General features: G+C 57.2%; 25 protein-coding genes and 1 pseudogene. 10 read left to right on the top strand and 16 right to left on the bottom strand.

Annotated elements, in window-relative coordinates:
- Positions 1–64 precede the first annotated feature (64 nt).
- A complete protein-coding gene (locus HKX44_RS04985; protein WP_276150187.1) occupies positions 65–706 on the bottom strand; it encodes a DsbA family oxidoreductase in 642 nt (213 codons plus the stop codon).
- Positions 703–2,199: a class I adenylate-forming enzyme family protein gene (locus HKX44_RS04980; RefSeq protein WP_276150186.1), complete on the bottom strand. Its 1,497-nt coding sequence runs from the start codon at positions 2,197–2,199 to the stop codon at positions 703–705. The genes HKX44_RS04985 and HKX44_RS04980 overlap by 4 nt, the downstream gene beginning before the upstream one ends.
- Before the next feature lie 64 nt (positions 2,200–2,263).
- Between HKX44_RS04980 and HKX44_RS04975 the strand changes: the two genes are divergently transcribed.
- Positions 2,264–2,887 (top strand): XRE family transcriptional regulator, encoded by a 624-nt coding sequence (locus tag HKX44_RS04975; RefSeq protein ID WP_276150185.1) that lies wholly within the window; start codon positions 2,264–2,266, stop codon positions 2,885–2,887.
- A 79-nt stretch (positions 2,888–2,966) separates the two neighbouring features.
- Here HKX44_RS04975 and HKX44_RS04970 read toward each other — a convergent pair whose 3' ends face one another.
- From HKX44_RS04970 to HKX44_RS04960, 3 genes are read right to left on the bottom strand one after another with little or no spacing between them, the layout of a single operon-like run.
- Positions 2,967–3,617: an MIP/aquaporin family protein gene (locus HKX44_RS04970; RefSeq protein WP_276150184.1), complete on the bottom strand. Its 651-nt coding sequence runs from the start codon at positions 3,615–3,617 to the stop codon at positions 2,967–2,969.
- The gene (locus tag HKX44_RS04965; protein ID WP_276150183.1) at positions 3,614–4,090 is read right to left on the bottom strand and encodes an arsenate reductase ArsC; all 477 of its coding nucleotides are present in this window, start codon (positions 4,088–4,090) and stop codon (positions 3,614–3,616) included. The genes HKX44_RS04970 and HKX44_RS04965 overlap by 4 nt, the downstream gene beginning before the upstream one ends.
- A 49-nt stretch (positions 4,091–4,139) precedes the next feature.
- Positions 4,140–5,852: an extracellular solute-binding protein gene (locus HKX44_RS04960; RefSeq protein ID WP_276150804.1), complete on the bottom strand. Its 1,713-nt coding sequence runs from the start codon at positions 5,850–5,852 to the stop codon at positions 4,140–4,142.
- 398 nt (positions 5,853–6,250) lie between these two features.
- Between HKX44_RS04960 and HKX44_RS04955 the strand changes: the two genes are divergently transcribed.
- Positions 6,251–7,036 carry a 3-hydroxybutyrate dehydrogenase gene (locus tag HKX44_RS04955; RefSeq protein ID WP_276150182.1) on the top strand — a complete coding sequence of 262 codons (786 nt, stop codon included), beginning with the start codon at positions 6,251–6,253 and terminating at the stop codon, positions 7,034–7,036.
- A 6-nt stretch (positions 7,037–7,042) separates the two neighbouring features.
- Positions 7,043–8,086, top strand: a complete 1,044-nt coding sequence (locus HKX44_RS04950; protein WP_276150181.1) for a patatin-like phospholipase family protein — start codon at positions 7,043–7,045, stop codon at positions 8,084–8,086.
- On the opposite strand, the pseudogene eda reads toward HKX44_RS04950, so the two are convergent.
- The 4 genes and pseudogenes from eda to HKX44_RS04930 all read right to left on the bottom strand — a co-directional run bounded on the left by eda (position 8,038) and on the right by HKX44_RS04930 (position 10,160).
- Positions 8,038–8,678: pseudogene (gene eda, locus HKX44_RS04945) on the bottom strand (bifunctional 4-hydroxy-2-oxoglutarate aldolase/2-dehydro-3-deoxy-phosphogluconate aldolase). The gene HKX44_RS04950 and the pseudogene eda sit on opposite strands and share 49 nt — an antisense overlap.
- Positions 8,635–9,069, bottom strand: coding sequence for a hypothetical protein (locus HKX44_RS04940; protein WP_276150180.1), 435 nt, complete (start codon positions 9,067–9,069; stop codon positions 8,635–8,637). Before HKX44_RS04940 ends, eda begins: the two are co-directional and overlap by 44 nt.
- A gap of 390 nt (positions 9,070–9,459) precedes the next feature.
- The gene (locus tag HKX44_RS04935) at positions 9,460–9,942 is read right to left on the bottom strand and encodes a type II toxin-antitoxin system antitoxin SocA domain-containing protein (protein WP_276150179.1); all 483 of its coding nucleotides are present in this window, start codon (positions 9,940–9,942) and stop codon (positions 9,460–9,462) included.
- The gene (locus tag HKX44_RS04930; protein WP_276150178.1) at positions 9,942–10,160 is read right to left on the bottom strand and encodes a histone H1; all 219 of its coding nucleotides are present in this window, start codon (positions 10,158–10,160) and stop codon (positions 9,942–9,944) included. The genes HKX44_RS04935 and HKX44_RS04930 overlap by 1 nt, the downstream gene beginning before the upstream one ends.
- Positions 10,161–10,246: 86 nt before the next feature.
- Here HKX44_RS04930 and HKX44_RS04925 point away from each other — a divergent pair, with 86 nt between their 5' ends.
- Complete coding sequence (locus HKX44_RS04925) at positions 10,247–10,498, top strand: mannonate dehydratase (protein ID WP_276150177.1); 252 nt, start codon at positions 10,247–10,249, stop codon at positions 10,496–10,498.
- Between the two features lie 240 nt (positions 10,499–10,738).
- Here HKX44_RS04925 and HKX44_RS04920 read toward each other — a convergent pair whose 3' ends face one another.
- The 4 genes from HKX44_RS04920 to HKX44_RS04905 all read right to left on the bottom strand — a co-directional run bounded on the left by HKX44_RS04920 (position 10,739) and on the right by HKX44_RS04905 (position 14,320).
- A complete protein-coding gene (locus HKX44_RS04920) occupies positions 10,739–11,512 on the bottom strand; it encodes a DUF502 domain-containing protein (RefSeq protein WP_276150176.1) in 774 nt (257 codons plus the stop codon).
- 87 nt (positions 11,513–11,599) lie between these two features.
- Complete coding sequence (locus tag HKX44_RS04915) at positions 11,600–12,541, bottom strand: pseudouridine-5'-phosphate glycosidase (protein WP_276150175.1); 942 nt, start codon at positions 12,539–12,541, stop codon at positions 11,600–11,602.
- Complete coding sequence (locus HKX44_RS04910; RefSeq protein ID WP_276150174.1) at positions 12,538–13,422, bottom strand: PfkB family carbohydrate kinase; 885 nt, start codon at positions 13,420–13,422, stop codon at positions 12,538–12,540. Before HKX44_RS04910 ends, HKX44_RS04915 begins: the two co-directional genes overlap by 4 nt.
- Positions 13,423–13,498: 76 nt before the next feature.
- Positions 13,499–14,320 carry a DUF4198 domain-containing protein gene (locus HKX44_RS04905; protein ID WP_276150173.1) on the bottom strand — a complete coding sequence of 274 codons (822 nt, stop codon included), beginning with the start codon at positions 14,318–14,320 and terminating at the stop codon, positions 13,499–13,501.
- Between HKX44_RS04905 and HKX44_RS04900 the strand changes: the two genes are divergently transcribed.
- Positions 14,319–15,509, top strand: coding sequence for a HupE/UreJ family protein (locus tag HKX44_RS04900; protein WP_276150172.1), 1,191 nt, complete (start codon positions 14,319–14,321; stop codon positions 15,507–15,509). The two genes, HKX44_RS04905 and HKX44_RS04900, sit on opposite strands and share 2 nt — an antisense overlap.
- Positions 15,510–15,546: 37 nt before the next feature.
- On the opposite strand, the gene HKX44_RS04895 is transcribed toward HKX44_RS04900, so the two are convergent.
- Positions 15,547–16,167 carry a thiamine phosphate synthase gene (locus HKX44_RS04895; protein WP_276150171.1) on the bottom strand — a complete coding sequence of 207 codons (621 nt, stop codon included), beginning with the start codon at positions 16,165–16,167 and terminating at the stop codon, positions 15,547–15,549.
- A gap of 120 nt (positions 16,168–16,287) precedes the next feature.
- Here HKX44_RS04895 and HKX44_RS04890 point away from each other — a divergent pair, with 120 nt between their 5' ends.
- From HKX44_RS04890 to HKX44_RS04880, 3 genes are all read left to right on the top strand, one after another.
- On the top strand, positions 16,288–17,049 hold the full coding sequence (locus tag HKX44_RS04890) for an RNA methyltransferase (protein ID WP_276150170.1): 762 nt from the start codon (positions 16,288–16,290) through the stop codon (positions 17,047–17,049).
- Positions 17,050–17,297: 248 nt separating this feature from the next.
- Positions 17,298–18,446: a heme A synthase gene (gene ctaA / locus HKX44_RS04885; RefSeq protein WP_276150169.1), complete on the top strand. Its 1,149-nt coding sequence runs from the start codon at positions 17,298–17,300 to the stop codon at positions 18,444–18,446.
- 1 nt (position 18,447) lies between these two features.
- Complete coding sequence (locus HKX44_RS04880) at positions 18,448–19,923, top strand: carboxypeptidase M32 (RefSeq protein WP_276150168.1); 1,476 nt, start codon at positions 18,448–18,450, stop codon at positions 19,921–19,923.
- A 287-nt stretch (positions 19,924–20,210) separates the two neighbouring features.
- On the opposite strand, the gene gyrA is transcribed toward HKX44_RS04880, so the two are convergent.
- Positions 20,211–22,961 carry a DNA gyrase subunit A gene (gene gyrA, locus HKX44_RS04875; protein WP_276150167.1) on the bottom strand — a complete coding sequence of 917 codons (2,751 nt, stop codon included), beginning with the start codon at positions 22,959–22,961 and terminating at the stop codon, positions 20,211–20,213.
- Positions 22,962–23,151: 190 nt separating this feature from the next.
- On the opposite strand from gyrA, the gene HKX44_RS04870 reads away from it, so the two are divergent.
- Positions 23,152–23,421: an usg protein gene (locus HKX44_RS04870; protein ID WP_276150166.1), complete on the top strand. Its 270-nt coding sequence runs from the start codon at positions 23,152–23,154 to the stop codon at positions 23,419–23,421.
- A 94-nt stretch (positions 23,422–23,515) separates the two neighbouring features.
- Positions 23,516–24,586 (top strand): DUF2855 family protein, encoded by a 1,071-nt coding sequence (locus HKX44_RS04865; protein WP_276150165.1) that lies wholly within the window; start codon positions 23,516–23,518, stop codon positions 24,584–24,586.
- A gap of 2 nt (positions 24,587–24,588) precedes the next feature.
- Here the strand turns inward: HKX44_RS04865 and HKX44_RS04860 are convergent, their stop codons facing one another.
- The gene (locus HKX44_RS04860) at positions 24,589–25,548 is read right to left on the bottom strand and encodes a radical SAM protein (protein WP_276150164.1); all 960 of its coding nucleotides are present in this window, start codon (positions 25,546–25,548) and stop codon (positions 24,589–24,591) included.
- Positions 25,549–25,569 lie beyond the last annotated feature (21 nt).

Below are 25,569 nucleotides of genomic sequence, written 5' to 3'. Positions count from 1 at the left end.
AAAGCCAATAGGTCAGAAAGACCTGAGGCTGTGGCCCGATTGCAATACCGCACTTCCGTGGCATTTATTGCGCTTGGGTCAATTCCGCGATGACATTGGTCCAAAGTTCCGGCGGCTGTGCCCCGGGCACTGCGTGCTGGCCGCCAACGATAAAGGTGGGCACCGATGTAATGCCCATCTTGCGGCTGTGGGCATCCCGATCGCGGATCGCTTGTACATCCTCTTCGGTGTTCAGCAGGCGGGTTACCACTGCGGCATCCATTTCGATACCGTCCGCAATATCGGCCAGAACCTCGGCATCACCAATATCGCGCGCATCGACAAAATAGGCGTGAAACAGCGCCGAAACCGCAGCGGTCTGACGGCCCTCAATGCCGGCCCAATGGATCAGGCGGTGGGCATTCAGGGTATTGGGGGTGCGTTTCATCCCTTCGAAATTGATGTCGAGACCGGCCTTTTGGGCATGTTCCAGCACAGGCGCATAGGCCTTTGCTGCGGCTTCCTTGCCGCCGAATTTCCCTTCCAGATAGGCGCGCCTGTCCATGCCTCCGGACGGCATGTCCGGGTTCAACTGGAATGGGTGCCATTCAATCACAAAAGGATGGTTGGGGTTGTCTTTTATGGCCACATCCAGATGGGTCTTGCCGATATAGCACCACGGGCAGATCGGGTCTGACATAATGTCGAGCTTGATGGTCTGGGTCATTTCTGGGCCTCGAAACTGTCGCGCAACTGGCTGCGCTGGATTTTGCCGTTGCCGCTGGTGGGCAGGGCATCGACATGAACGTAAAGACGCGGTTGTTTGTAACGCGCAAGATTGGCCGTGGCAAAGTCGGTCAGGGTATATTCCTTGATCGGGGCGGCGGCGGTATAGAAGGCGGCAATTACCTGGGTGTTTTTCTTGATCTCGACCTCTGTAACGCCAATGCCGGTGACGCCGGGAATGCCCAGCAGGGTTTCCTCGACCTCCAGCGGGGAAACGCGAAACCCGCCTGCGTTCATCATATCGTCGGTGCGCCCCAGATAGGTGATCTGGCCTTGCGCATCCATCATCCCCTGATCGCCGGTCAGGAACCAATCGCCGTCAAACTTGGACTTGGTCAGGGCGCTGTCATTCATATAGCCCAGCATCAGGCCCGGGTCCGTGCGGTGGATCGCGATAGTGCCGGGGGTGTCGATGCGCGCAGGGCCTTTGGGCCCGAGGATGGCAACCTGCCGGCCCGGTTGAGCCGCGCCGATGGCTCCGTCCTTGGCGGGGGTTGTGGGGTTGCCCGAAATAAAGGTGGAACATTCAGACATGCCAAAGGCCTCATAGACCGGCGTGTTTGTAATCTCGGCCCATGTGTCGCGCACAATTGCTGTCATCTTTTCGCCGGCACTCAAACCGTGACGCAGCGCTGGCAGATAAAGCGGAGACAGATCGCGCAGCATCTGACGGTAGACGCCGGGAGCCGCGGCAAAAATGCTGGCCTTATGTGTTTTCATCAGATCGGGCAGGGCGGCGGGAGGTGTGCCGGCAACAGGGATCAGTGCGGTGGCCCCGCGTGTCCAGGGATCCATCAGGCCGGTGCCAAGTGTATAAGTCCAGTTGAACGCGCCGGCGTGCAACAGCCGATCCTGCGCAGTCAGCCCGTACCAGCCGTCAAACATCATCTGTCGGGCCAGAATGGCGCGGTGGGCGTGCATTACTGCCGTTGGTTTGCCTGAAGTGCCGGATGTGTAAATGATATATCCCAACCGCTCGGGATCGCCCATATGAAAGGGGGCTGGCGGCAGATCACGCATCTTACGCAGAGCGTTAAGGTCGATAACTTTTGTAAAATCCGGACTGGCGACATCGGCATCGTGCAGAATGGCGGCAGGTTTTAGGGCCGGAATGATTTTGGCAACTTCATGGGCGGTCAAAGCGGCGGCAGTGGGCACAGGCACCAGACCTGCGGCCAGCGCCCCGAGATAGGCAATCGGGAAATCCGGCGTATTGCCAAGGCGCATCAGTACGATGTCACCGGGGCTTAACCCGTTTTCCAGCAATCCGGTCGCAGTGCCGCGAACCGCGGCGATCAGTCTGGCATAGGTCCAGTCTTCGCTGCCATCGCGGGACAGCAGGGACAGGGCGATCTTGTCGGGCAGGCGGGTGCCGGCCTCCAGAACATAGGCCGCAAGGTTGAACGGGGAAGCAGTGTCAGAAGATTTGGTCATAGAGACGCGCTAGAGCAACACGACATCCGTTGCAAGGCACAGGTCCGGTCGGTATAGCAAGGGGATGAGTGAAACGACGTCGCCTTCCCTGATCCGTATCGCCCGCGAAAACGGCGAGAATGACACCGCCCCACCTGTCGATCTGGGGGTGCGTGTGCGTGAATTGCGCAAAGCGCGGGGCTGGACGCTGGAGCAGGCCGCAGGGCAGGCCGGGCTGGCGCGCTCGACGCTCAGCAAGATCGAGAATGGCCAGATGTCGCCAACCTATGAGGCGTTGAAGAAACTGGCCGTCGGTTTGGAAATCTCTGTGCCCCAGCTGTTCACCCCACCGGCGGCGGAAAAGATCAACGGGCGTATGGCGGTCACCAAGTCAGGTGAAGGGGCGGCCAAAGCGACGGTCACTTATGAACACGAGCTGCTTGCAGATTCGCTGCGCAAAAAGCAGATGCTGCCGTACCGCGCGCGGATCAGAGCCCGTTCAATGGATGAATTCGATGGCTGGGTGCGCCACGACGGAGAAGAGTTTCTCTATGTGTTAACCGGTGTGGTGCAACTGTTCACAGAGTTTTACGAACCCGTGGAATTGCGGCGAGGTGACAGCGCCTATTATGATGCGACGATGGGGCATAACGTGGTGTCCACCAGCGCCGAGGATGCGACGATCCTTTGGGTGACGTCGCTGGCGTAAGCGTCTTGGCCCGTCCTTGTGCCCATACGTTGGGACAGGACGGGGATCTTGCTTTAGTGGCGACCGACTTCCACAGGCCCTAGTCTTTGAACAGGGCTTTTAGCAGCGGGTGGGCGATGACAACCGCAACCAGCTGAACCAGAATGAACATCGGGATATGCGTTGGGCTGATGCCGGCGAAGGTATCCGAAAACCCGCGCGCCAAGGTCACCGCCGGATTGGCAAAGCTGGTCGAAGACGTGAACCAGTAGGCACCGGTGATGTAGAGCGCCACCAAAGTGGGCACAGCTTCAGCGCGGGCTTTCAAGCCGCCAAAGATGACAAACAGCAGCCCAAAGGTTGCGATGCCTTCCGAGAACCATTGCGCGCCGCCGGTGCGGTGCTGTGTCAGCGAGGTTTGCAGCACCGGAAGATCAAACATCAGATGTGTCGCCCAGACCCCCAGCACCCCACCGATACATTGCGCAAGAACATATCCGGGGGCTTGCATCACTGGAAACTCCCGGCGCAGCACAAAGGCCAGAGTTACCGCGGGATTGAAATGCGCCCCTGAGATCGGGCCCAATACAGTGATAATGGCATAGAGCATACAGCCGGTTGCAATGGCATTGGCCAGCAAGGCGATTGCGGTGTTTCCGCCCGCAAGGTTCACACCCATAATGCCCGAGCCGATGACCGAGATCAGCAAGAGCGCGGTTCCAAGCGCTTCGGCAAACAGGGGGCGGCTCATGTTACCGCCGCGCAGGTTTGTAGGTGGGCACGTAGGGCGTCGGCCTCTAGTGTTTCGACCGGTTCGCCAAGGAAGGCCTGTGCGCGGGCGGTCAGGATGGCATCCGCCTCGGCAAAGGCGGCAGGTGCATCAGCGTCGGGCACGGCAGCGGGGTCTTCGACGCCCCAGTGGGCTCGCAATGGCGCACCGGGCCACATCGGGCAGGTTTCAGCCGCAGCAGATCCGCAAACGGTGATCACCAAATCCATATGTGGGGCGTCCTCATGGCCGAATTCATCCCAGCTTTTTGATCGCAAGCCGGCAGTGTCGTGACCCTTTGCGGCCAACAGGGTCAGCGCGTGCGGGTTCACACGGCCCGCAGGCTGGCTGCCGGCAGAAAACGCGGTGACACGCCCCGACCCCAGACGGTTTAAGGCGGATTCAAGAAGGATCGAGCGGGCCGAGTTACCGGTACAAAGGACAAGTATGTTCATGGGGCTGCGTCTACGCTTGTGATGTTACAGATTTGTGACGGTCGGGAGATCAATCCTGCCACCACCAGACCTCGGGCATATAGTTGGGACCATCGCCGTAGATCGGGATCACTTTCGGGTATTTCATTTCGGCGCGGTGGGCGATCAGCCCGGCATCAAATTGCCAGAACGGGATCACATAACGTCCCGCCGTCAGCACCCGGTCAAGGGCGCGGGTGGCATCGGTGAACCCTTTGGCGGTTTTCGCCGCCAGCATCGCGTCAATCATTGCATCCACCGCCGGATCCTGTACCCCCATCAGGTTGCGTGACCCTTCCTGCGTGGCGGCAAGCGATCCCCAATAGAACCGCTGTTCGGTGCCCGGTGACAGGGACAGAGCGCGGCGGAAATGGGCCATGTCGAAATCAAAGGCATTGGTGCGTTGGGTCAGCTGTGCGGCATCCACGGTTTCGATCACCGCCTTGATGCCCAGACGGGTCAGGGCCTGCACATACAGTCCGGCGATTTTGGCGTGTTCTGCATTGCCTTTGGACAACAGAATTTCAAACTCCAGCGGGCGGCCATCGGGCCCGTGCATGGTGCCGCCCTCTGCGGAGTAGCCCGCCGCTTGCAGCTGTTTCATCGCCGCGCGTATGCCGGCGCGGTTGCGGGCAGACCCATCTGATACCGGCAGGCTGTACCCCTCAAGCGTGCCCTGTGGCAGGGTTTCGCGGAACGGATCAAGCAGGGCGGCAACATCTTCCGGTGCGGGACCTGCCCGCATCGCCAGAACAGAGCCGGAGAAATAAGATGAAATGCGCGGCAGGGCCCCGCCGGTCAGGGTTTCATTGATAAATTCAAAATTGAATGCCTGAATCAAGGCATCCCGCACCCGCCAGTCGTCAAATGGCGCACGGCGGGTGTTCATTACAAAACCTGTCATGCCCGAGGGTTTTTGATGCGGAAAGCTGGATTTGATCACCTCGCCGCGGGTGATCGCCGGAAAGTCGTATTGTGTTGCCCATGTTTCGGCGTTGAATTCGCGCACGGCAGATATCTCGCCGGCCTTAAAGGCTTCTTGCAAGACATTGGCATCGCCGTAAAAGTCGATCTTAATCTGGTCGAAGTTATGCGTGCCTTTGCGGAACGGCACATCAGCGCCCCAATACTCAGGATTGCGCGTCAGGGTCACCTGCCGGCCCGCATCGTAATCGGACACCACATAAGGGCCTGTCCCCAGCGGGATATCGGCAAGCGACGCATTGGCAAAGTCACGGCCCTGCCATTGCGCCTTGGACAGGATTGGCCGCATCCCCGCCAGCAAGGCCAATTCGCGGTTATCTCCCTTGAAGGTAAAGCGGACAGATCGCGGGCCGGTGGCCTCAATGCTTTCGATCTGGCGATATAGCCCGTGATAGCGCGGATGGCCTTCGGTCCCCAGCAGTTTGTAGGAAAAGATGACGTCGTCGACCGTAACGGGGGTGCCATCGGAAAATGCTGCTTCCGGGCGCAGGGTGAATTCCACCCATTCCCGCGATTCGGGTACGTCCAGAGATTCGGCCAGTAAACCGTAAAGGGTGAAGGGTTCGTTCTGCGAGCGGCCCATCAGGCTTTCGTGTGTGAATTGGCGCAACTGCCAGGGCACATTGCCCTTGCGCACGAATGGATTGAGGCTGTCGAAACCGCCGGTATTACCCAATGTGATCTTACCGCCTTTGGGGGCGTCGGGATTGGCATAGGGCAGGGCGGTAAAATCCGCCGGCAAGGCCGGATCACCATACATAGCAAGCCCGTGAACCGATTCTGCACAGGCATTCCCAGCCCAAAGAATCAGCGAAGAAACCGCCGCAATGCCCCGCAGTTTTTGGAAAATATTGATCTCCATTTTGGCAACAATCCCGCATAGCCCTTGTTTTGTTGGGCCTATGGTTAATCCCGCTCTGCGTCCAGTTCAAACTTTATACTTGGCGCATAGCCGTTGATCTCGTATAAAGGGGTCACTGCTCGATAGGTTTCTTGCCTGTATGAAACCTGCCTCAATAACTTAACGCCAGCTTCGTGCTGGCGTTTTTTTTTGACGTTTCGTCAGTACAGACCGGCACAATCGCGATTGTGCGTTTCCTTCTGTCGGATTGCAGGCCATTGTGCAATTGCAGCATTTATCCAAAAGGGAGTTCCGTCATGGCCTTTACCATCGACCTGTCCGGCAAAACCGCCGTCATCACCGGTTCAAACTCTGGCATCGGGCTGGGGATTGCATGGGAACTGGCCCGTGCCGGTGCGGATGTTGTGTTGAACTCCTTTACCGACAACGAGGAAGATCACGCGCTGGCCCAGCAGATCGCGGATGAAACCGGTGTCACCGCCCGCTATATTCAGGCGGACATGTCTAAGGGAGAGCAGTGCCGTAATCTGATCACCCAAGCCGGGCGTTGCGATATTCTGATCAACAATGCCGGCATTCAGCACGTAGCACCGATCCCGGAATTTCCGCAAGAAAAATGGGACGCAATCATCGCAATCAACATGTCGTCGGCGTTTCACACGACGGCCGCGGCGTTGCCCAAAATGCGCCAGTTCGGTTGGGGCAGGGTGATCAATGTGGCCTCGGCCCACGGGTTGACCGCATCACCGTTCAAATCGGCCTATGTTGCTGCGAAACACGGCGTGGTTGGATTGACCAAGGTCACGGCGCTGGAGACCGCCAAGGAGCCGATCACCTGCAATGCGATCTGTCCGGGCTATGTGTTGACGCCGATTGTAGAAAACCAGATTCCCGACACCATGAAAGAATATGACATGACCCGCGAAGAGGTCATCGAGAATGTTATGCTGACCCGTCAGCCGTCCAAAGAGTTCGCAACAGTTGAACAACTGGGCGGCACCGCCACCTTCCTGTGTTCGGAGGCAGGAGCGCAGATTACCGGCACCACCATCAGTGTCGATGGCGGTTGGACGGCATTGTAAGACAGGATGGCAAACACACCGCGGAAACTTCGGATTAACCTCGCCCTTCAGGGCGGGGGGGCTCATGGTGCATTTACCTGGGGGGTGCTGGACCGTCTCTTGCAAGAGGACGACATCGAGATCGGCGCAATTTCGGGCACCTCGGCGGGGGCGCTGAACGGGGCGGCCCTCAAGGCGGGCTGGGTGAAGAACGGGGCGCAAGGCGCGCGCGACAATCTTGATTGGTTGTGGACGCAGGTTTCCGGCGTTGAGGATCTGGCGCAGGCCGCTTGGATGGCCCCTTTTGGCGTCGAGGCGCTGAGCCGGGCCATGGAATACAGCTGGCCAGTGGCGATGGCGGATGCGGTCAGCAATCTGACCTCACCTTACAGCTATGGCCCGTTCTACCGAAACCCGCTGAAAGATATTGTGGCGAAATTCGACTTTGATCGGGTTTGCAACAAGGTCGAACCGCATTTGCATATCTGTGCCACTCGGGTACGTAACGGGAAAATAAAGGTATTTTCCGGCGACGAGATCAGCGCAGATGCAATCATGGCCTCGGCCTGTTTGCCGACTCTGTTTCAGGCGGTCGAGATTTACGACCCGCAGACCGATCGTGTAGAGCCGTTTTGGGATGGGGGGTATACCGGCAACCCGGCGCTGTTTCCGCTGTTTGATGACGCGTTGCCCGCAGATATTGTCATTATCAATATCAACCCGCTTGAACGGGAGGATCTGCCGGTGACGCCGAAACAGATTCAGAACCGGATCAACGAAATCAGTTTTAATTCCAGCCTGCTGCGTGAACTTAGAGCAATTGATTTTGTCCAGCGGCTGTTGGATGAAGGGAGGCTGCCCGAAGACCGGATGCACCGTGTCCGTGTGCATATGATTGCGGATGATGCCCTGATGGCACAGTTATCAGTGGTGACCAAATCTGTGCCCAACGCGGCGGTGATTGCCGAACTGAAACAGGCGGGATACGCGGCGGCAGAGCGGTTTCTGAGCGATCACAAGGATCAGATCGGCAAGGAAAGCAGTGTAAATCTGCGCGAAATGTTCGCCTGAATCGTCTGGTCTTTAACCAGAGGTTTTTCGTGTTGCCAATATTGCGAGAACGCAAAGCGCGGCAAATGTATTGGCGCAACCCAACCCTCCCCAACGCAGGAGACATTGGGGAGCTTTAGGTAGTCTAAGGCGTTTTTCAGACTTATTCCGCCGGTTGGCAGAAGGTGATCTGGGGCATTGGGGCACCAAGCGCTTTCAACGCGTTCGCCCCGCCACTGGCTTCGGCTGGAAAAAACTTTTGGACAGTGTCGCCACGTTCCAAAAGTGCCATGGCTTCTGTCGCGGTTGCGGCTCCTGGCAAAAGGGTTAGCTCATTCGCTTCGCAGGCATCCAGCAAGCGGGGCGTTGCTCCTGGTGAAACGCCAAAAGTAGCACCGGCCTTTTTTGCGGCTTCGGCATCCGCCGGAGTCAGTACTGTACCAGCTCCGACGTAACCGCCCGGAATTTTGGCCATTTCCTGAATGGTTTCAAGTGCTGCCGGCGTTCGCAAGGTTACTTCCAGCGCCGGCAATCCACCAGAGATCAACACCTGATTGTTCCAGAAGTTCTCACGATGTCGAAAATGGCTTTTGACAAACTGAACGCTCGGGATCAGGAGTTTGTGCGCGAAGCTGAACGCGGTTTGACAGGCGCGACGCCAGATCAACCATGAATTCGTAAGCAGTATCACCTGAGCGGTCACCGACTTCATAGGACAGGATCATCTTGCTATCTGCGTCGATTGCAGTCCACGTCCACACGTCACCTGTGCCGTCAGGGGAAGGCTTAGCGCCTTCTACGTTTTTGTCCTTGGCATAGCCGAATGACCAGATATCACCGCACTCAACGCGGGTAGTTTTGACGTCGCGCACGGCGTTGTTGTGATACTTGGCGCAGGCTTCACCCGCCTCAACAAGCAGCTTGGTAACCGTGTTGATCGACACACCCGCAACGCGGCTGATTGAGCGCATGGAGTTGCCCTCAACCATCATGTTTAGGATCATTGCGCGGGTTTTGATGTTAAGTTTGTTAATACCTAGAATACAGGTATTCAGGCACCATTTAGTAAGCAAAAATGTTATTTTGAAATTTGCTTCTGTGCTATCAACGACACCACGCCGCCGATACTGCCGCTAAACAGTATCGACTGAATTTTGGATAGCTGATCTACAGTTAGCCAGTGATATTTGACCGGGAGAAGGTAGTGTGCCGCCCAAGAACCTAGGGACCCGATAAACAAAATCGCAAAGAAAACAAGGAATGTCATTACCACCCACCCATATGCCTTTAACCATAGAAGATGGTTCTTCTATTCTTGCCCCCTCAGCTTACCTTCCTTGTCCCAATTAGCCTCTTCGGCCTTCGCCTTAAAGTCACCGAACCAGGCTGGGGGATTAACCGGAGGCGGCGGTACTGTTTTGTCTGAACTCATTAAGTTTCGCCACGTAATGCTGTCTGATCAAATGATCAGAAATCTCTTTGTTTGACACATTCGGCTCATATACCTGATGCCAAGGAGTGCCCGGCAGGTGCGTTAAGTTAGAGAGTTGAATCCCTGACAGATGTCCGTACTTCGCTACAACATCCTCCAAGAAGCTACCAACTTCGCCATCAACGCCAGAAGGCGTATTTTCATCAATCAAATCAAGTCCGATTGGGCTTCGTCCAAACTGCTTGGTTGCTTGGTAAAGGCTCGGGATAATAGGCCCATACTTCCACGCCTCAGTCCGGTCTGAGAAAATGTCACGATTAAGCACTGCCAGCGACCAGCCATGCGCGATGTAAACAAGTTTCATCAACTGCATAGGCGTCAATGACCGGCCCTGCATTTTTGCAGATTTCAGAATTTCATCAGCTATGGTGAGTACAGGATACATCAGCCCCACCGCGCCGCTGCGGCCTTTTGGGCAATCGCTTTGCGGTCCTCTGGCGTGGTGTTCGCCACGCGCGCTTTCTCCCCCGCCAAACCGCTGTTGCGCTTGGCCGGTTGCTTCAGTGTTGTCTCTTCGATTTCTCCGGTCGCATTCCGTGCAATATGTACTGCATTGCCGATTGTGTCCGCTGGGCGTCTCTGCCCCTGCGGTCCTATTGGCATTGGTTACGTTCCTCTCACCACCGTTTGGCACTGTTTTCGCGCCTTGAGACGCATTATACACAGGTTTTCCCCATGCGGTACACAATATGTGTGTCAGATGTGAGACGTTCAAGGCGATCTGCTGTTGCATCCTGACAGTAAGCGGTAAACGGATTATTACAATACCACCCTATTTTCAAACTGAGACACTACCCGATCATGGTCATGAGTTGTTGGCTGATATTGGACGGTGTAGCATTCCCGGATACCCGTTGATTGACCGCACGAGAGGTCTCGCCGAAATTCGCGGGGTTATTCATGCGGTTGAGCGTTTGGCAGGGAACGCCGGTTCCTTTTGATCTGTCGAAAGAACTCTGAATAACGTCAGCGGCCAATTCTTGGATGGTCCTCCGAAGGGAGCCATCCAAGGTACGCAGGTTGTGGCGATGTTGGCCGAATGGTATTGGCGGCGCTATCGGATACTTCGACAGTATGACATGGCGGTTAGGTGCCATTGAGCCGCGGGCCCTTTCCCAACGTCAATTTTCAAATGCTGCGGATGACCGGTTTTGCGACCAATCCGTAACAGCGGCAAACCGTCAGCTATCCGAACGCGCGGTCTCCACCTCGGCGATCCTGTCAGCCAGTGCCAGTACGTCATCGTTGTCGCTGCTTTGCGGCACTTCGGGTGGATAGGCCAGACCCGCGGAAATCACCAATTTGGCTGCGTCTTCCACCGACATGTCCAATTCGATCACATCTGATTTGGGAAAGATCAGTAAAAACCCGGATGTCGGGTTAGGGGTTGTGGGCAAAAACACTGAAACCATGGGTTGGTCTTTCTCGCCGGTCTTTAGGGCAATCTCACCCTTTGCATCAGTCGAGATGAACCCCAGCGCCCAAATCCCGCGCCGCGGATATTCGATAAGGCAGGCCTTTTCAAAACTGCGTTCGGATTGGGCAAAGATGGTTTCCGAGATTTGTTTGATGCCGGAATAGATCGTGCGCACGACCGGTGTGCGCAGCACCAGGCTTTCGGCAAAACGGATCATCGAGCGGCCAATATAGCCTTTGGCCAGCCAGCCGACGACGATGGTGAAGATCAGGAAGATCACCACGCCAAGGCCGCGCACGTTGATCTGGACAGAAGGGTCCAGCCCCAACATATCCTGTAACATGCGATCCGGGTGATAGGAGGACGGCACCAGGGGCAAAACAAACCCGTCAATCCAGCCGACCACCGACCAGATCAGCCAGATCGTCAGTCCGACGGGGGCGATCACCACAAGACCGGTCAGAAACGACGCCCGCAATGATCCAATGATGGATCCGCGTTTTTTCGGTGGGGTTTCAAGGTCGAAAGGCGTGTTCATGGTGTTTTCTGATCCGATGCTGGTCCCATGTCAGTTAGGGGCTTTCTGCCGCTGCGACAATGGGTCCGCAGCTCCGGATCAGAATATTCATCGGTTCGTGCTGTGCAAACGGGACTCTCCGGTGGCCAAAAGTGCAGCAATCGCCGCCGCAAGCCGCGCATTGTTGCGAACAAGGGCAATATTTGCGGTCAGGGAACGACCGTTGGTCAGTTCGAAAATCCGTTGCAACAGATAGGGGGTGACACCTTTGCCAGTGATACCGTGGGTCTCTGCATCCTGTTGGGCTTGTGCGATGACTGGGGCCAGCGTGGCAGCGGGAATTTCTGCATCTGCGGGAATGGGATTGCCGATCAATTGCCCCCCCGGCAGGCCCATGGCGGCGCGGGTCTGATGCGCGCGCGCGATGTCTTCGGCACTGTCCAGGCGTAGCGGTGCCCCCAGATCAGAAGTTGCGGACCAGAACGCCGGAAAGCTGTCTTGCCCGAAAGCGATGACCGGAACGCCTTGAGTCTCCAGAACTTCGAGGGTCTTCGGCACGTCCAGAATGGCCTTGGCTCCGGCGGCGACCACGGTCACAGGGGTTTGGGCAAGCTCCATCAGGTCGGCGGAGATGTCAAAACTCTCTTCCGCACCTTTGTGAACGCCGCCAATGCCGCCGGTGGCGAACACGGCGATATCGGCCAGATGGGCCGCGATCATGGTGGCCGCAACGGTGGTGGCTCCTGTGCCGCCGGTGGCAATGCATACCGCCATATCTGCTCGGCTAAGCTTGGCCACGTTCTTGGCTTGCGCGAGGGTGACAAGCTGGTCGTCGTCCAGCCCGATGTGCAAATGCCCGTCGATCACCGCGATCGTTGCAGGGGTGGCACCGGCGGCGCGCACATCGGCCTCGACCTGACGGGCAACCTCAAGGTTCTGGGGGTAGGGCATACCGTGGGTGATGATGGTGCTTTCCAGCGCCACAATCGCATGGCCGTTGTCATGGGCGTTGGCGACTTCGCTGCTGAAGGTCAGGGGGAAGGATGTCATATGGTGGTCTCTCCTGAGACATAGAGGGCTGCGGCCTCTAGGGCCTGTTCAAGGGCGCTTGAAGCGTCGCGTCCGTTCAGTTCTGCCGCGATATGTGCGGCCATAAAGGTATCGCCGGCACCTGTCACACGGGTCACGTGGACTTGTGGCGGGGTTTGGGTGACCAATGCGTTGGTGGTGCCAACGGTGGCGGGGTTACTGCCGTCGGTTACAACTGCGCGCAGTGCCCCGCGCGCCAGCAAAGCACTGGCGGCGTCTGCGGAGTTGTCAAAAGCGGTCTGGCACAAAAGCCCGGCCTCTTCGAGATTCACATAGAGGGTGCCTCGGCCAGCTTGAACAAAAGGGCTTAGGCGCAGGGCCTTGCCCGGCGAGGCTGGCGCAACCCGCAAATCCGCGCTCGCCAGCAGGGGGCTTTGCGCCATCTGGCCCAACAGATCAACCGTCAGGTTGCCATCCAGCGCAATCGCCCCTGTATAGGGTGCAGGCAGGCTTCCGTCGGTCAATGGACGCAGAATTTTGTCACCTGCCGCTTCCAATGAATGGGCATCCGCAATGGCTGCGATCAGGCCGTTCGCCCCTTCGACCGCCATGTATTTGTCGGTCGGCAGGTCATCGGAGCGATAGATAAGTCCTGTCTCCAGCCCGCGCGCCTTGCAGGCCGCGATCAAGGCATCGCCATGGGTATCACGTCCGACAGCACTCAGAAGCGCGGGCCGCAGCCCGAAGCGCGCCAGGGCCATGCCGATGTTCAGGGCGACACCGCCTGGCAATTGGGTGATGCGGCCCGGCATGTCCGAGCCTTGCCGCATGGCGGTTTCAGAGCGGCCAATCACATCCCAGAGGACGGAGCCGATGCACAGGATGTCTGGTGTTGCATTCATAGCGGCGGTGTACCTGCGTGAAGCCGCTTGGCGCAAGCAGGTTCGAACAGATTACTATCTCAATAACGTTTCTGGCTCAAAAAGGTTTCTGCGGCACGGCAAAGGTCAGCGCGGCCCAATAGGTTTTCCAAACAACCGCATTCTCTTGTGTATTCGCCTCTGCGGCAGGGCGCAGAACAACAGCGTCAAAAAGATAGCTATGGCCGGGGCTGACCGGTATTGCCGCCTGACCGCGGGCATTGGTGCGAAACAGGCTGATGCTCACGTTCTGGTCGGGCGCGCGGTCGAAAACCTCGATTTGTGCATCGGCACGCGGCTCACCATCGAGCAACAACAGGATGTTCATCTGGTTGTCGAACTCTTCGCCATATGGATTGTCCAGCGCGACAAATTCGGTTTTCATTCCTGCCGCACTGTCGCGCCCCGTCCCGGTGCCCACAGCGATCAAAGCCTTGACATGGCGGGTATAAACCTCGCGAAATTTGACCTGTGACCACCCGGCGGCAAGGTGATCCTGTGCGGCGGTCCTGAAATCCTTGTGGGCGGCAAACTTCAGGAATTTCGCCCACTCGCGGTAGGTCAATGTCGAGGGGGCGGTTTCATGCACCACAGTGATAAGCCCATCCTGAATGGGCGGCATGATGTCCAAAGCGGGCGAATCGCCCGATCTGGGGGTGACCGGTAGGGCCTTGCCATCGACGATAACGTCGAACCGTTTGGAACGGCGGTCAAAAAAGGACTGCGAATTCCCTTTAAATCCCTCTCCGTTCTTGAATAGGGCTTGAACTCTGTCGCTTGCCTCTACCTGATAAGACAAAGGCTCTATCCAGAATTCATGCGCGGTGGCGCTGAAGGGCAGGGCGCAAAACAGTGCGGCACAGAGGCGGGACAAGGACATGACAAGATCTTTCACTGGGACAGTTCACAAGCTGGTGGTGCTGGCAGGTTTGTCAATGCTTGGTTTCCTGTTCACCGCAGCTGCGCAGGCCCATGAGGTCGAGCCGGCGGTTGGTGATCTTACGGTAGCGGATGGGCGGGCCGAACTGGTTTTGCGGCTTAACATTGAGGCTTTCATTGCGGGCATAGATCTGGACAGTATCACAGACACAAATGATGCCGAGAACGCCGCCGGTTATGATGTGCTGCGGGCGATGTCAGCGGCGGACATCGGATTGCGTGCGCCGGCGGTGTTGGCCGCGTGGAATGCGCTGCCTTTGGTTGCAGTTGACGGTGTGCCCGTGGCTTTGCAAACCCGTTCGCTTGTTGTGCCAGAAGATGTTGATATCGAATTGTCGCGGGTGTCCACCTGGACCCTGAGCGGCGAAATTGCGCCGGGCACGCAGGAGGTTAGCGTGTCATGGCCCAAGGGCGCGGGCGCGATGGTGTTGCGCCAGCAAGGGGTGGATGCCCCTTTTACCGGCTACCTTTCAGGCGGTGAAACCAGCCCTGCGATTTCCTTGGCTGGGGGCGATGCAATGTCAGCCTCAGAGGCGCTGCTAAGTTATATTCCGGTCGGGTTTGACCATATATTGCCGCAGGGGCTGGACCATATCCTGTTTGTGCTGGGATTGTTTTTCCTATCGACTCGCTGGGGACCGTTGCTGTGGCAGGTCACGGCATTTACACTGGCGCATACGGTGACGCTGGCCCTTGGGGCAGCTGGAATTGTGATGATCCCCGGGTCAATTGTTGAACCTTTGATCGCGGCGTCGATTGTTTATGTTGCCGTTGAAAATATTTTCATCCGCGGGCTTAGCACATGGCGACCTTTGGTTGTGTTCGGTTTTGGCCTGTTGCACGGGCTGGGATTCGCCTCGGTGCTGGGGGATTTTGGTTTGCCTGCGGGGCAGTTCGTTCCGGCGCTGATCGGTTTCAACGTCGGGGTGGAATTGGGCCAGCTGACCGTCATTGCCTTGGCTGCAATACTGATCTGGTTGAGTGTGCGCGCCGCGAATGTCGCGGCGAGCGAGGGCGAAGAAGCCGCGGTGCGCAGCTATCCTGTGATGTTTCGCGCCGTGTCGGTTACCGGCTCCTTGCTGATTGCCATCATCGGCGCGTGGTGGGTGGTTGAACGGGTGTTTTTGTAACCTGTGATCTGTTCAAAGAGGTGGGTTTGCACCCACCCTACGACATTGCTTTGATCAGGGTGCCAAGGGCCGCTTTGGGATCGTCTTGCTGCCAGATTTCATCGCCGATACCAAAGAAGTCGGTATAGGGTGCAAGGCTGCGGATCATATCGGTGTTCAGTCCACCTTCGGCGACCACGGGCACCTCGATCACCTCGGACCACCATTCGAAAATTTCGCGATCGGCAAAAGAGCCATCCCCCAATGTGCTGGCCTGAACCGGGCCAAAGCTGACATAGTCAGCGCCGGCTTCGCCAGCGGCCATACCGTCATGTTTGGACGGACCGCAAAAGCTGCCCACGATGGCATCCTCGCCCAGTTCCTTGCGGGTGAAGCGCACGGAACGCGCGGCATCGGACAGATGCACCCCGTCAAGCCCGAGCCGTTCCACCATCAGCAAGTGGTCGGTGACCACAAGGGCGACATCGCGGGCGTGGGTGACTTCGCGCAGGGCATCCGCTGCGCGGGACAGATCGCCCTCGTCTTTGGTCGAAAGCGCAAGGCGCACACAGGCCACCGGATGGGCGTCCAAAACAGCTGCCAGTTGCGGGGCAAATGTGATCAGATCAATCTCGGTTGGGGTGATCAGGTAGATCTGGGGTTGGTCGGGCGTGTCCATCATGGCGTCCTTTTGCGATAACTTATGCAGCACTAGCCCATGGGTGCGGAAAAGAAAACGGGGCGCGCATAAGCTCTGCCGGTCTTGCAGGTGTATCAGGCCACGCGTATGAGGCGGATTATGTCAGATACATCACATCCCATAGCCAACCCCGCCATCCCTGCAATGATCCTGGTGCGCCCGCAAATGGGCGAGAACATCGGTGCCGCATCCCGTGCGATGTGGAACTTTGGTTTGGATCATATGCGTATTGTCGCACCGCGGGACGGTTGGCCCAATCCGGCGGCGGTTGCCATGGCTTCGGGGGCGGGGCGTCTGTTGGATGAGGCCAAGCTGTGCGCGGACCTGCCCGAGGCGCTGGCAGATTGTGATTTTGTCTTTGCCACCACCGCGCGGGACCGTGATCTGACCAAACCGGTGTTCAGTCCGGAGGCGGCCATGACTGAGGCGCGCCAGCGGATTACGGCAGGCCAGCGGGTGGCAGTGTTATTCGGGCCGGAACGCGCCGGTCTGGAGAACGACGATATTGCGCGGGCCAATGCAATTGTCTCTGTGCCGGTCAACCCGGCTTTTGCCTCCTTGAACCTTGCGCAATGCGTTTTGTTGATGGGCTATGAATGGATGCGTGGCGGTGATGCGGTGGTCGACATGCAAGACGGGCTGGCCGGCACCGACTGGGCCAGCGGGCAGGAGGTTGAACATCTGGCGGCACATTACGAGGAACGGATGGAGGCGGCGGGGTTCTTTTATCCGGCGCACAAAGAGGCGTCGATGAAGGTGAATCTGCGCAATATGTGGTCGCGTATGGCGCTGACACGGGCGGATGTGCAGATGTTGCATGGGATGATGCGGCAGATGGTGCGTTGGAAAGAACGCGACTGAACGGGGGATCAGCCGTCGGAAAGGCGCGGGCAAGCCCGCATTCGATATTATTAATTTTCCTAGAAGGGGAAAATTTGATGAGGGCGCCGCCCTCATACTCCCGCAGGATATAAGGCCAAAAAGAAAAGAGTGATTTGCTGTCGGTTTCCCCGCTGTGCTGTTGCGACACAGGTTGGCGGGGCGGGTTGCTCTAGACCTTGTCGGTCACTTGCAATACCAGTCTTTCAACAGCGATTTAGAGGCGGGACATGGCTGAGAAACGCAAACTTTTTGAAGATGTCGGGGCCGGCGAGGCGATAAAGCCTGTCGTTGAAACCGGTGTGATTGACCGTGGTCGGGGTGCCGGACGCAGGGCCATTCGGTTTTGGCTTATGGTGCTGTTTGCGCTGGTTTTTGTGATGATTTCGGTTGGCGGGCTGACGCGGTTGACGGATTCCGGTTTGTCGATCACCGAGTGGCGTCCGTTTACGGGCGCGGTGCCGCCGTTGAATGCGGCGGACTGGGCCTCCGAGTTTGAGAAATATCAGCAGATAGATGAGTTCCGGCTGCAAAATGCCTGGATGACTCTGGCTGATTTCAAGCTGATCTATTGGTGGGAATGGGGCCATCGGCAGCTGGGCCGGGTGATTGGACTGGTCTGGGCGCTTGGGTTTTTCTGGTTTCTGGTGCGGCGTCAAATTCCGGCGGGTTGGACCGGTCGGTTGCTTTTGCTGGGCGGCCTTGGCGGGGTGCAAGGGGCGGTCGGCTGGTGGATGGTCGCTTCTGGCGTGACCACAGGCGAAGGTGTGTTGGATGTCAAAAGTTACCGTCTTGCGACACATCTGGGGCTGGCCTTTGTTATCCTTGGGTTCATCACATGGTATGCTTTGTTGTTGGGACGTCCCGAGCGTGATCTGATGCAGGCCCGTCGCGCCAAAGAGGCCAAACCGTTTTCACTGGCCACCGGATTGATGCATTTTGCCTTTCTTCAGATCCTGCTTGGGGCTTTGGTTGCAGGGATTGATGCGGGGCGGTATTTTGTCGACTGGCCGTTGATGCAGGGCCAGTTTTTCCCACCCGATGCCTTTAATGAGACTCCGGCGTGGCGTAATTTCTTTGAAAACCCGGGGTTGGTTCAGTTTATGCATCGGATCAGCGGCTATCTTTTGGCGGTTTTTGGTGTGGTTGTGTGGCTAAAGGGGCGTAAATCATCCCATGCCAAGACACGGTTTGCCTTTAACGCGGTGATGGCGGTTTTGGCGATTCAAATCCTGTGGGGGATCATCACCGTTCTTTACGCCGCACCTGTTCATATTGCGCTTGTGCATCAGGCGCTTGCCGTGGTCCTCTGGGTTTTGATCCTGCGCGCGCGGTATCTGAGCGCCTATCCTATTGCCTCTCGTATTCAAGGAAACTGACATGACAGCTTTTGCAGATCTTATGGCGCATCAGCGCGAGACGCAGGCCCTTTCGCAAGTGATGGGACGTTTGGGATGGGATCAGGAAACCATGATGCCCCGAGGTGCGGTGCCGCAACGGGCCGAAGAAATGGCCGCTCTTGAAGGTGTGTTGCATGGCCGGCGTACCGATCCAAAGGTTGCGGAGTGGTTGGAGGCGATTGACCTTGCCACATTGGACGATGTTGGGCGTGCGCAGATTCGCCACATCCGGCGTGTTTATGACCGGACATCCAAGGTTCCGGCGGCTTTGGCGGCGCGCATTGTGCGTGTCACATCAGAGGCGCAGGGCATTTGGGCAGAGGCACGTGCGCAGGATGATTTTGCAGCGTTTGCGCCAACTCTGACCGAGGTTCTGGGGTTGAAACGTGAGGAAGGGCAGGCGCTTGCGGATAATGGCGATGTCTATGATGCAATGTTGCAGGATTACGAACCCGGCACCACTGGGGCGGAACTGGAGGCGATGTTCGGGGCGCTACGGCCCGAATTGACCAAGCTGCGGGCGGCGGTGCGCGCGGCCAAAGCCCCGCCCAAGCTGACCGGTACTTTCGATGAAGGGGCGCAGATGAAGCTGACCCGCCAATTGGCCCGCTGCTTTGGCTATGACATGAGCCATGGACGTGTGGACAAGGCGGTGCATCCGTTTTCATCCGGTTCGGGATTGGATGTGCGTATCACCACCCGCACCAGCGAAACCGATCCGTTCAACTGTTTTTATTCCACCATCCACGAGGTTGGACATGCCGCCTATGAGCAGGGCATCAGCCGCGACTATCTGCTGACGCCACTGGGCGGTGGCGTGTCGATGGGGGTGCATGAAAGCCAGAGCCGGATTTACGAAAACCAGATTGGCCGCAGCCGCGCCTTTACGGCGTTCTTGTTCACCCAGATGAAAGAAGCGTTTGGTGATTTTGGTGTGTCCGATGCCGACACCTTTTATAAGGTCGTCAACCGTGTATCTGACGGGTTTATCCGCACCGAAGCTGATGAATTGCAGTATAACTTGCATGTGTTGATGCGTTTCGATCTTGAGCGCGCTTTGGTTAGCCACGATTTGCAGGTCGCAGACCTTGAAGCGGCTTGGAATGATCGTTTCGAGGCGGATTTCGGTTATGCGGTCGATAAGGCATCCAATGGGGTGTTGCAGGATGTGCATTGGTCCGTCGGGCTGATCGGGTATTTTCCGACATATAGTTTGGGCAATGTCTATGCGGGCTGTTTGAATGAAACCATGCGGAAAGATCTGTCCGGTTTGGATGGCGATTTTGAACAAGGTGACACAAGCCGGGCCACAGGATGGTTGCGCGAGAATGTGCAGCAACATGGTGGATTGTTCGAACCGCGTGAAGTGATCGAAAAGGCCAGCGGTTTCGCCCCCAGTGAGGCACCTTTGATCCGCTATCTGACACAGAAGTTCGGCGATTTGTACGATCTTTAAAGCGTCCGGCCTTTGACCTGACGCATTTTGGAGCCCCAATGCCCTTGGGGTCTGACCGTAGAACGCGCAGCGTGGCAGGGTATTGGGAGGCCATGTTTAAGGCCGGGCGCTATAATGCCTCTGTCTGTTGCTTAGGCCGCAGCGCAGATTGATTTCAAACAGAAAAACGCGCCCTTGTGATGGGCGCGTTTCCAATTCTTTAACGCATTTCCTCAGATATTTGATCCACAAGGCATCCCTTAACCGGGGGGAACCTCTCGATCCAGGCCGCGTCAGGCCGACGCAGATTACTCTGCGTCGGAAATCGCTTCGTCTTCACTGCCCTGATCCGCGATCCAGGCGACGCTTACCACAACTTCGTTGCGCCCCGTGTCGAACACCTTGACCCCACCTGCGCTGCGTGAACGGAAGGAGATACCTTCGATCGGCACCCGGATGGATTGGCCTTTCGAGGTGGCCAGCATGATCTGGTCATCCAGTTCGACAGGGAAGCTGGCCACGATCTGGCCGCCACGCATGGCCTTGTCCATTGCGGTCACACCCAGACCACCACGGCCACGCACAGGGTAATCATGGCTTGAACTCAGCTTGCCCGAGCCTTGCGCGGTGATCGTCAGAAGCAGGTTTTCAGCCGCAGACATTTCCGCATAGCGTGCCTGATCAATGGTTGCGTTTGGATCAGATTCTTCATCGGTGCCCGTTTCGGCATCATCTGCAATCCCGGCCATTGCACGGCGCATTTTCAGATAGGCGGCGCGTTCATCGCTGGTGGCATCAAAGTGGCGGATGATCGACATGGAAACTACCTTGTCATCGCCGTTCAGTTTGATACCGCGCACTCCGACAGAGGCACGGGAGTTAAACACCCGTACATCCGTGGCCGGGAAACGAATGGCACGGCCAGAGTCGGTGACCAGCATCACATCATCATCATGCGAGGCGATGCGGGCGTTGATCAGTGTGGTTTCGGCGTGTTCGTCCTCGAACTTCATCGCGATCTTGCCGTTGCGCATGACATTGGTGAAATCCGACAGCTTGTTACGTCGGACCGTGCCCGCAGAAGTGGCAAAGACCACTTGCAGATCGTCCCATTCTTTTTCGTCGCGATCCACCGGCATGATGGCGGCAATCGACACACCGGTCGGGATGGGCAGGATGTTTACAATCGCCTTGCCCTTGGAGGTGCGACCGCCCGCTGGCAAACGCCAGGTCTTGAGCTTGTAGACCATGCCGTCGGTTGTGAAGAACAACAGCTGTGTATGAGTGTTGGCTACGAAAAGGGTGGTGACCACATCCTCTTCTTTGGTGGCCATGCCCGACACACCTTTACCGCCACGGCGCTGGCTGCGGAAATCAATCAACGGGGTGCGTTTGATGTAACCACCAGAGGTTACCGTCACGACCATGTCTTCGCGCGCGATCAGGTCTTCGTCGTCCATGTCACCGGACCAGTCGACAATCTCGGTGCGGCGTGGCACGGCGAACAGGTCTTTGCACTCTTGCAATTCGTTCGAGATGATCCCCATGATCCGCTCACGCGAGCCCAGAATTTCAAGGTATTCCTTGATCTTACGGGCCAGTTCTTCCAGCTCGTCCGTTACTTCTTTCACACCAATCTGGGTCAGGCGCTGCAAGCGCAGTTCCAGAATGGCGCGGGCCTGAATTTCGGACAGGTTATAGGTGCCGTCCTCGTTGGCTGTGTGGGTCGGATCGTCGATCAGCGCGATATAGGGCAGGATGTCCTGCGCAGGCCAGCGGCGGTCCATCAGTTTTTCACGGGCTTCGGCAGCATCTGCAGAGGCGCGGATGGTTGCGACCACCTCGTCAATATTGGTGACGGCAACAGCCAGACCGCAAAGGATGTGGCTGCGGTCGCGTGCCTTGCGCAGCAAGAAGGCGGTACGCCGTGCGACAACTTCTTCGCGGAAATCAAGGAAGCAGGTCAGGAACCGGCGCAAGGTCAGCGTTTCGGGGCGTCCACCGTTTAGCGCCAGCATGTTACAGCCGAAATAGGTTTGCATCGGCGTAAAGCGGAACAGTTGGTTCATCACCACTTCGGCGGTGGCGTCGCGTTTGAGTTCGACAACCACGCGCACGCCGTTGCGATCGGATTCATCTTGCACATGGGCAATGCCTTCGATCTTTTTGTCGCGCGCCGCCTCTGCGATGCGTTCGATCATCGTGGCCTTGTTTACCTGATAGGGAATCTCGTCGATGACGATGGCCCAGCGATCCTTACGGATTTCTTCCACTCGGGTCTTTGAACGGATGACAACTGAACCGCGCCCTTCAAGATAGGCTTTGCGTGCGCCGCCACGGCCCAGCATGATACCGCCTGTGGGGAAATCGGGTCCGGGAATATACTCGATCAGCTGTTCAGAAGTCAGATCGGGTTCGTCGATCAGCGCCAGACAGGCGTCGATCACTTCGCCAAGGTTATGCGGCGGGATGTTCGTGGCCATCCCAACCGCAATACCGCCCGCACCATTGACCAGCATATTGGGAAAGCGGGCGGGCAGGACGGTTGGTTCTTGCTGTTTGCCGTCATAGTTGTCCTGAAAATCGACGGTTTCCTTGTCGATATCGGCCAAAAGATAGGCGGCGGGTTTGTCCATGCGCACTTCGGTATAGCGCATTGCGGCGGCATTATCGCCGTCCATCGAGCCAAAGTTGCCCTGACCATCCAGCAACGGCAGTGACATCGAGAAATCCTGCGCCATGCGCACCAGAGCGTCATAAATCGCGCTGTCACCATGCGGATGATACTGACCCATCACGTCGCCAACCGGACGGGCAGACTTGCGATAGGATTTGTCGTGGGTGTTGCCGGTTTCGTGCATCGCAAAAAGGATACGCCGGTGAACCGGTTTCAGCCCATCACGCAGATCGGGAATCGCACGCGAAACGATGACTGACATGGCATAATCCAGATAGGATGTGCGCATCTCGTGCTCGATGGTAACTGACGGGCCGTCATAGACGTACTTTGCCGGCAGATTTTCATCATTGTTATCAGGCGTTTCTGGCGTGTCGTTCACGTTGGCTGCTCGGCTTTTTGTCAGGTCTATATATAGCGTCCAGATATAGCAGAGAGCGCAGATAAGGTGCAATCCCTGTGGCACCCCTGCACCGGTTTATCCTGTGGTGTGCCTCCAAGGTTTTGTTTTCATTGAAAAGTAAATGTTTTGTGCAAGGCTGGAGGTGCAGCAGCAAGAAAGGGAGGTCAAAATGACCCCATCAGAGACCGAGTTGATGCTTAAGGGCTATGGGCTGACCACGGCGGAATTCTTTTACCACTTGCCCGATTACACCCATGTCCTGAACAGCTATATATGGCAGGACTACGATCTGGCACCGGATCATCCGAAACTGTTCGAGTTTGTGGAGTTCTGGCAGAAGGAAATTGACGGGCCGTTGCATTCGGTACGTTTCAGCCATCGCAAAATGATCAGTGCCGGTGAGTGGCAAAATCAAGTTGGTGAATTCACCTTGCATTAGCGGGCATTCAAGTGCCGCAACGTCGGAGTGTTTTGTGCAAGCCTGATCCGAGCCGCTCGGGTTAGGCTATCCCAAATCCATGGGAGGGCAAAACATGCAGCGTATTCTGGTAGACCAGCAAAAGATCACCAAAGTGGCGAAAGACGAGGTCGCGGCGGCCGAACTTGAGCCAAACGAGGTGCGCTTGGCACTGGAAAGTTTCGCATTAACCGCCAACAACGTAACCTATGCCGCCTCAGGCTTTGCGATCGGGTACTGGCAGTTCTTTCCAAGTGATGTGGCAGGGCAGGGTATCGTGCCGGTCTGGGGCGTGGGCAAGGTTGTCGAAAGCCGCAGTGAGTCCCTTGCCGTGGGGACGCGGCTTTATGGGTTTTACCCGATGGCAGAGACCCTTGTGATCACGCCGGAAATGTCGGCGCGCGGCAATGTGGTGGATGTCACCGGCCATCGTGCGCAACTGCCTGCGGTCTACAACAGCTATGTGCCACTAGGCGAGACCACGCCCGCGCAGGATCATATCCGCGCAGTCTTGCAGCCGCTATTGGCAACCTCCTATTTGCTGTCCGACTGGCTAGAGGATAACGGCTATTTTGGTGCGAAACAGGTGATCATCGGCAGCGCCTCGTCCAAGACCGGTTTGGGGCTGTGCAAGTATCTGGCCGAGGCCAAAGATCGGAGTTTTCGCATTATCGGGCTAACCTCAGAGCGCAACCGCGCGTTTGTCGAGGGGCTGGGCGCTTGCGATCAGGTGCTGAGCTACGATGAAATTGCCGACCTAGATCACGTGCCATCGGTCTATGTGGACATGTCCGGCAATGCGGCGGTGAAAGTGCGTTTGCACAGACATCTGGCGGATGATCTGAAACATTCCGCGGCGGTCGGGATCAGCCATTGGGACGCATTCAATCCGTCGGTGGAGCTGGAAAGTGTAAAGCCGGAGTTCTTTTTCGCCCCAGCCCAGATTGCAAAACGGCGCAAGGAATGGGGCCCGGGAGAGATCGACCGGCGGATCACCGAAGCCTTCTTGCGGCTGGCGAATGAGGCATCAGACTGGCTGAGCCTAAAGATGCATGAGGGGATTGACGCCGCGCCCGAGGTTTACGCCGCTTTGGCACAGGGCACAGCAGACCCGCGTGAGGGTCATGTGATCCGTTTAATCAAGTAACTTCAGGCAGAACAGCTGGCCCCGCCCAACACACAGAATTTGGCGCAATGGGGATGATTGAGGGCGACGTCTTGCTCGGCCTCTTCCAAAGTCGTGCCCAGCTCAAAATCCGCGGAATAGGGCAGCAGGGTACAGGCCAGTACCGCGGGTTTTGCCGCCCCTTTGCGTTTCACAACCATCCGCGAAGAGGCACACATCACCGCATCGGGAGATTTGTCCAGAATTCCCCAGCAGGCCGTGGTGATCTCGGGCACTTCGACCGTCTCGTCCATCTCGGGGAAAAGCACGGTCATGGCGGGGTTCTGTGCGTCAATGTCCAACCTGTGTTCGGCGAAAAACGCTGCATAGCCTGCGCGGCTTTCGGTCTCGCTGTCGCCAAAGACAGACCGTCCGGCCACAGCCATCGTAAACCCGTTGTCGCGCAGCCACTTCATGCCGGTCAGGGTTTTTTCAAAGGCACCGGTGCCACGCTCTGCATCATGCAGTTCGGCGCGGTGGTGGTCTACGGAAATGCGCAGGGTCAACTTGCCGGGATAGGCCGCATTCAGCCGCAACAGCCCCGCCTGTACCGATTTACGCATCATCGGGCGCATGGCGTTGGTCAGGATCAAGACATTATAGCCACGCGCCAGCGACGCCTCGGTAATGTCGATCATATCGGGGTTCATAAACGGCTCGCCGCCGGTGAAGGCGATTTCGGACACTGGCCAGTTGCGGGCTGTGATCTGATCAAGGTAATCGCGCACCTCATCGGTGCGGATATAGACCAACGCGTCATTGCTGGGGCTTGATGCGATGTAACAATTTACACATTCGATGTTGCACAGGGTGCCGGTGTTGAACCAAAGCGTTTGTGGATTGCGCAATGCCACTGTGGCCCGGGTCTCGCCCTTGGCGGTCAGGGCAGGGTCTTGAAACTTACCGATATTGGCGGTCTCGGCTTTTACGTCCAGATCTTTCATGGCTGCTCCTCGTTGCGCAAC

The organism is Sulfitobacter sp. M05 (assembly GCF_029285175.1).
Classification (GTDB): Bacteria; Pseudomonadota; Alphaproteobacteria; order Rhodobacterales; family Rhodobacteraceae; genus Sulfitobacter.
This window is presented reverse-complemented; position numbering and strand designations above follow the sequence as displayed.

Coding starts and splice junctions, on each gene's coding strand:
- HKX44_RS04920 (WP_276150176.1), bottom strand. CDS start 11,512: ATGAACACGCCTTTCGACCTTGAAACCCCACCGAAAAAACGCGGATCC.
- HKX44_RS04940 (WP_276150180.1), bottom strand. CDS start 9,069: ATGATCCTAAACATGATGGTTGAGGGCAACTCCATGCGCTCAATCAGC.
- HKX44_RS04975 (WP_276150185.1), top strand. CDS start 2,264: ATGAGTGAAACGACGTCGCCTTCCCTGATCCGTATCGCCCGCGAAAAC.
- HKX44_RS04965 (WP_276150183.1), bottom strand. CDS start 4,090: ATGAACATACTTGTCCTTTGTACCGGTAACTCGGCCCGCTCGATCCTT.
- HKX44_RS04985 (WP_276150187.1), bottom strand. CDS start 706: ATGACCCAGACCATCAAGCTCGACATTATGTCAGACCCGATCTGCCCG.
- HKX44_RS04915 (WP_276150175.1), bottom strand. CDS start 12,541: ATGACATCCTTCCCCCTGACCTTCAGCAGCGAAGTCGCCAACGCCCAT.
- HKX44_RS04970 (WP_276150184.1), bottom strand. CDS start 3,617: ATGAGCCGCCCCCTGTTTGCCGAAGCGCTTGGAACCGCGCTCTTGCTG.
- HKX44_RS04955 (WP_276150182.1), top strand. CDS start 6,251: ATGGCCTTTACCATCGACCTGTCCGGCAAAACCGCCGTCATCACCGGT.
- HKX44_RS04895 (WP_276150171.1), bottom strand. CDS start 16,167: ATGGACACGCCCGACCAACCCCAGATCTACCTGATCACCCCAACCGAG.
- HKX44_RS04950 (WP_276150181.1), top strand. CDS start 7,043: ATGGCAAACACACCGCGGAAACTTCGGATTAACCTCGCCCTTCAGGGC.
- HKX44_RS04925 (WP_276150177.1), top strand. CDS start 10,247: ATGTGTGTCAGATGTGAGACGTTCAAGGCGATCTGCTGTTGCATCCTG.
- HKX44_RS04890 (WP_276150170.1), top strand. CDS start 16,288: ATGTCAGATACATCACATCCCATAGCCAACCCCGCCATCCCTGCAATG.
- HKX44_RS04910 (WP_276150174.1), bottom strand. CDS start 13,422: ATGAATGCAACACCAGACATCCTGTGCATCGGCTCCGTCCTCTGGGAT.
- ctaA (WP_276150169.1), top strand. CDS start 17,298: ATGGCTGAGAAACGCAAACTTTTTGAAGATGTCGGGGCCGGCGAGGCG.
- HKX44_RS04900 (WP_276150172.1), top strand. CDS start 14,319: ATGACAAGATCTTTCACTGGGACAGTTCACAAGCTGGTGGTGCTGGCA.
- HKX44_RS04980 (WP_276150186.1), bottom strand. CDS start 2,199: ATGACCAAATCTTCTGACACTGCTTCCCCGTTCAACCTTGCGGCCTAT.
- HKX44_RS04905 (WP_276150173.1), bottom strand. CDS start 14,320: ATGTCCTTGTCCCGCCTCTGTGCCGCACTGTTTTGCGCCCTGCCCTTC.
- HKX44_RS04935 (WP_276150179.1), bottom strand. CDS start 9,942: ATGTATCCTGTACTCACCATAGCTGATGAAATTCTGAAATCTGCAAAA.
- HKX44_RS04870 (WP_276150166.1), top strand. CDS start 23,152: ATGACCCCATCAGAGACCGAGTTGATGCTTAAGGGCTATGGGCTGACC.
- HKX44_RS04860 (WP_276150164.1), bottom strand. CDS start 25,548: ATGAAAGATCTGGACGTAAAAGCCGAGACCGCCAATATCGGTAAGTTT.
- HKX44_RS04865 (WP_276150165.1), top strand. CDS start 23,516: ATGCAGCGTATTCTGGTAGACCAGCAAAAGATCACCAAAGTGGCGAAA.
- HKX44_RS04880 (WP_276150168.1), top strand. CDS start 18,448: ATGACAGCTTTTGCAGATCTTATGGCGCATCAGCGCGAGACGCAGGCC.
- HKX44_RS04930 (WP_276150178.1), bottom strand. CDS start 10,160: ATGCCAATAGGACCGCAGGGGCAGAGACGCCCAGCGGACACAATCGGC.
- HKX44_RS04960 (WP_276150804.1), bottom strand. CDS start 5,852: ATGTATGGTGATCCGGCCTTGCCGGCGGATTTTACCGCCCTGCCCTAT.